The organism is Bacillus sp. P14.5, from assembly GCF_003316765.1.
GTDB lineage: Bacteria > Bacillota > Bacilli > Bacillales > Bacillaceae_B > Rossellomorea.
Genome location: NZ_NIJF01000114.1, coordinates 1 through 4,388 on the forward strand (window position 1 = coordinate 1; position 4,388 = coordinate 4,388).

Genomic DNA, 4,388 nt, shown 5'->3' on the forward strand with positions numbered 1-4,388 from the left:
CGTCAATACTTGGTCTTATTCGGAACGAAGTTTTAAAGATTCATAAGAAGCGACGACTCCTCGTCGTCTCGATCATCTTGATTGTGCTCGTTTCGATGTTCACGTATGCGAACTATCGTCAAATCGAGAAACAGCGCGAAGAACAAGGGACGATCGATTGGCGCGTCGATTTGCAACAAGAGATTGTCGATACGCAAAACCGGCTCGCCTCGGCGAACGTTCAGGACGAGTTCCGTCAAATCTTGGAGTTCCAGGTCCAACAGAATCAATACTACTTAGATAATGATATCAACCCGAACTATCCCGGGGCTCCGACGTTCATGCGAGTCTTCTTCTCGCAAGGGACGACGCTCGTGCTGCCGCTCTTCATCATCGTCTTGATGGCGGATATCGTCAGCGGTGAACACAATGACGGGACGATCAAGACACTGTTGTCACGGCCCCGTAAGGCGATTCAAAATCTTGCTCGCCAAATGGATGACGACGCTGCTTTATACGTCGATTCTCATCTTCATCACGGCGTTCGTTAGTTACGCCATCTCCGGCATCGTGCTCGGTTGGGACGGATGGACCGCTCCGATTTTGACCGGCTTCCAGGCCTCGTCGACGGGGACGTTCTCGACCGACTTCGTTCATACGCTGCCGATGTGGCAATACTTGCTCATGTCGGTCGGACTATCTTGGTTTGTCGTCGCAAGCCGTCGGGACGATTGCGCTCATGATCTCGGTCATCGTCAAAAACACGGCGACAGGGATTGGGGATCATGATGGCCGTCCTGATTTCAGGACCGCTCCTCACGTCGCTCGGGTCGAATTGGGACAGCTCGAAATATTTGGTCAACGTCAACTTCGGTCTTCATACCTATCTCGAGGGGCAAGCCCCACCAATCGAGGGGATGACGTTGCCGTTCTCGCTCATCGTCATATTCGTCTGGTCGCTAGCGGCTCTCGCGTATGCGTTCTACCATTTCACACAAAAAGATGTCTATTGATGACTGGCGTCACCTTCCATGGTGACGCTTTTTTGTTACGGCTGATACGACTAGAGAAGAGGACGGGTTAGTGCAAATGTCTTAATAATTTGAATTGTCAAAATAATTAAAAAGTTGGATACATTAAATGTGTGAAACTATGTAAAGTAGGAGACACCACATAAGGAGGGAAACACACATGAAAAAGTTTTATCTACATCACTCATCGCAGGAGTCTTGCTCGTGCCACAACTCGTCGGCGCGGCGGAGCTCAAGTCGGGCACGTTGACGAAACCATCGAACGAAGCCCCGACGACAATCGTCAAAGAGTATGCGAAAAGCGAAAGGCGAATTCAAAACGCTCGAATCGAAGCGTGACAAAGTCGGACAAGTTGTCAAATTACAACAGACGGTCGACGGAGTGCCAGTCTTCGGTGGAATTGTCGTCGGTGTCGTCGATAATGATGGTCAATTGAAAACGGTCGTCGATGATACGAAACAACTTAAAGGATTACATAAATCGATCAAGCTGAATGAGCAAAAAGCGGTCGCTCGTTATAAAGAGCTTGTCGGCCACAAAGGCGCATACGAGCTTGAGCCGGCAGCGGAACTCGTCGTCTATCCGAATGGTGAAGAGGCGGTCTATGCGTATGAAGTGACCGGGACGATCCTTGATGCGGATGAGCCGTCACGCTGGACATACTTCATCGATGCGGCAAGCGGGAAAGTATTGAACAAATACAACCAATTGGCGCACGCCAAACCGGCGAACGGCGTCACGGGTACGACATTTACGGGAACGGGAATCGACGTCCTTGGTCAGAGCCAAACGTTCAAGACGACGAAGAGCGGTTCATATTACTATCTCCAAGACTCGACGCGCGGTAAAGGCATCTATACGTATGACGCCGGAAACCGGACGCGCCTTCCTGGATCTCTCTGGGCCGACGCTGACAACGTCTTGAACACGACGTACGACCGGGCCGCGGTCAGTGCCCATGTCAACGCGACGAAGACGTATGACTTCTTCAAGAACACTTATGGACGCAACAGTTACGATAACAACGGTGCGGCCCTCAACTCGACGGTCCACTATAGCCGTAGCTACAACAATGCGTTCTGGGATGGCAGCAAGATGGTGTACGGTGACGGGGACGGCCAAACGTTCACGTACCTCTCTGGTGCACTCGACGTTGTCGCTCACGAATTGTCACACGCCGTTACAGAATACACGGCCGGTTTGATCTATCAAAATGAATCGGGTGCGATCAACGAGGCGGTATCAGATATCTTCGGTACGGTCGCGGAATATAGCGTCGGCTCGAACTTCGACTGGTTGGTCGGGGAAGACATCTATACGCCTGGTGTGGCTGGGGACGGTCTCCGTTCGATGTCGAATCCGGCAGCATATGGTGACCCGGACCACTACTCGGTCCGTTACACGGGGACGCAGGATAACGGCGGCGTCCACATCAACTCAGGAATCGTCAACAAAGCGGCTTATCTCTTAGCGAGCGGCGGTTCGCACTACGGCGTCTCGGTCCAAGGCATCGGCGTCATGGAGATGGGGGACATCTACTACCGTGCCCTCACGGTCTACTTGACACCGACTTCAAACTTCTCAAGCCTACGTCAAGCCGTCGTTCAATCGGCCAAAGACTTGCACGGTGCGACGAGCACGCAAGCAGTCGCAGCGGCGAAATCGTTCGATGCGGTCGGCATCAACTAAACTTGATTCAGTCCTTTTCGCTTCGGCGGAAAGGATTTTTTGTCGCTATTTTTTGAAAGAATAGGGTAAATAGGTGTTGTACTTAGAATTCAATCGAGTCAAGGAGGACACATGGATATTCAAACTTTGCGCATTGACCATAAAAATGGGATTCGTCTCAGCGATTTCCCGACCACGATACAAGATCGGCCATCTGACGAGACGTTACAAAACGAGTTGATTCCAAAGAGCGTGGAGCGATTGAAAGAGTTGCATTGGAAGCTGTACGCCGAATCGAAGAAAGGGATCGTTGTCGTCTTGCAGGCGCTCGATGCCGGCGGCAAAGATGAGGCGATCAGTTATATCTTTTCAAATCTGAACGCGCAAGGGTTGAAGACGAACGCGTTCCAAAAACCGTCGGACACGGAAAAGAAACACGATTACTTGTGGCGGATGCATGACCTCATGCCAGAGCGGGGGCAGGTAGGCATCTTGAACCGGTCGCATTATGAAGAAGTGATCGCTCCGCGCGTCCATGACTTGCTCGGGGAAGAGGTCATCCCTGATGAAGAGGACAAAGAGTCGGTATGGAAGGTCCGTTATCGCCAAATCAATGACTTTGAACAATATTTAGATGAGAACGGATTCAAAGTCATCAAATTTTCTTTAACGTGTCAAAAGAAGTCCAGCGTGACCGCTTGCTTGAACGACTGAAAGATCCAAGTAAGAACTGGGAGTTTTCATTTAATGACGTCGAAGAGCGAAAGCATTGGGATGATTACCAGGATATCTTTGAGGATATGTTATCGAACACGGCGTCGAAACATGCACCCTGGTTTGTGCTCCCGGCAGATGATGACTGGTACGCCAGATATATCGTCTCCACGATTATGATTGACGTCCTTGAAGACATCGATCCTAAATTCCCGACATTTACGGAGGACGAACAGGACCGGATTGATGAAGCGATTGAAACGCTCGAGAATGAGTGACCTTTGTCGACTCCGTGAACATCCATTTCCCCACTTGCACTGAAAACGAATTCACGTTACAGTGGACGTATAAAATAAGACGTCAGACATCTGTACGAAGGAGCAATGAGAGTGGGGAATATTAGTTTATTATTTGGTGGCGTGGCACTGTTCATTAACAGCCTCGTCTTATTCGGGAAAGTGGACGTCAAGAGTGCGGGTGTATTCAGTCTCTTCACCGGGCTATTGCAGACGTTCATCGCGACGTGGCTCGTCATCGGGGCGAGTTCGGCGGAAGTGTTCGGATATGCGAGCATCTATTTGTTCGCTTTTCACCTATTTGTACGTCGGTGTGACATTTTTGTTCGACCTCGACGGACGTGGCGTCGGTTGGTTCTCGCTATTTGTTTCGATTTCAGCCGTTTTTTATGCCACCATCTCGTTCACGACGGGCGATGTGATGGGCGCCGTAACCTGGTTGTTCTGGTCGTTCCTATGGGGACTGTTCTATGTAGGGATGGGTCTTGGGCGCCAAATTGATGGGTTGACGGCCCGAGTCGCATTCGTGCTCGCTTGGTTGACACTGATCGTCCCGGCGCTGTTTGGACTGGCCAACTTGATGACACCGCTCTATGACGTGATCTGGTGGGCAGCGAGCGGCACGACGGTTCTCTATATTGGGTTCACGATGTGGCGAGGCCGCCGAGTTCTTGAAGTGACACAATGAATGACGCTCTT

At 50.8% G+C, this 4,388-nt stretch carries 2 protein-coding genes and 3 pseudogenes; all 5 read left to right on the forward strand.

The window, feature by feature from the left end:
• Positions 1–992, forward strand: a pseudogene (locus tag B9Z54_RS22285) (ABC transporter permease); the annotation flags it as partial.
• A 310-nt stretch (positions 993–1,302) separates the two neighbouring features.
• Positions 1,303–2,700, forward strand: a complete 1,398-nt coding sequence (locus B9Z54_RS22290; RefSeq protein WP_240190065.1) for a M4 family metallopeptidase — start codon at positions 1,303–1,305, stop codon at positions 2,698–2,700.
• A 111-nt stretch (positions 2,701–2,811) separates the two neighbouring features.
• Positions 2,812–3,671 (forward strand): annotated as a pseudogene (locus B9Z54_RS22295) (PPK2 family polyphosphate kinase).
• A 105-nt stretch (positions 3,672–3,776) separates the two neighbouring features.
• Positions 3,777–3,917, forward strand: a pseudogene (locus B9Z54_RS26285) (AmiS/UreI family transporter); the annotation flags it as partial.
• 40 nt (positions 3,918–3,957) lie between these two features.
• The gene (locus B9Z54_RS22300; RefSeq protein ID WP_275887838.1) at positions 3,958–4,377 is read left to right on the forward strand and encodes an AmiS/UreI family transporter; all 420 of its coding nucleotides are present in this window, start codon (positions 3,958–3,960) and stop codon (positions 4,375–4,377) included.
• Positions 4,378–4,388: the final 11 nt, after the last annotated feature.

Excerpts from the sequence above, each read along its gene's own strand:
- B9Z54_RS22290 (WP_240190065.1), top strand. The coding sequence starts at position 1,303 with ATGCGAAAAGCGAAAGGCGAATTCAAAACGCTCGAATCGAAGCGTGAC.
- B9Z54_RS22300 (WP_275887838.1), top strand. The coding sequence starts at position 3,958 with ATGCGAGCATCTATTTGTTCGCTTTTCACCTATTTGTACGTCGGTGTG.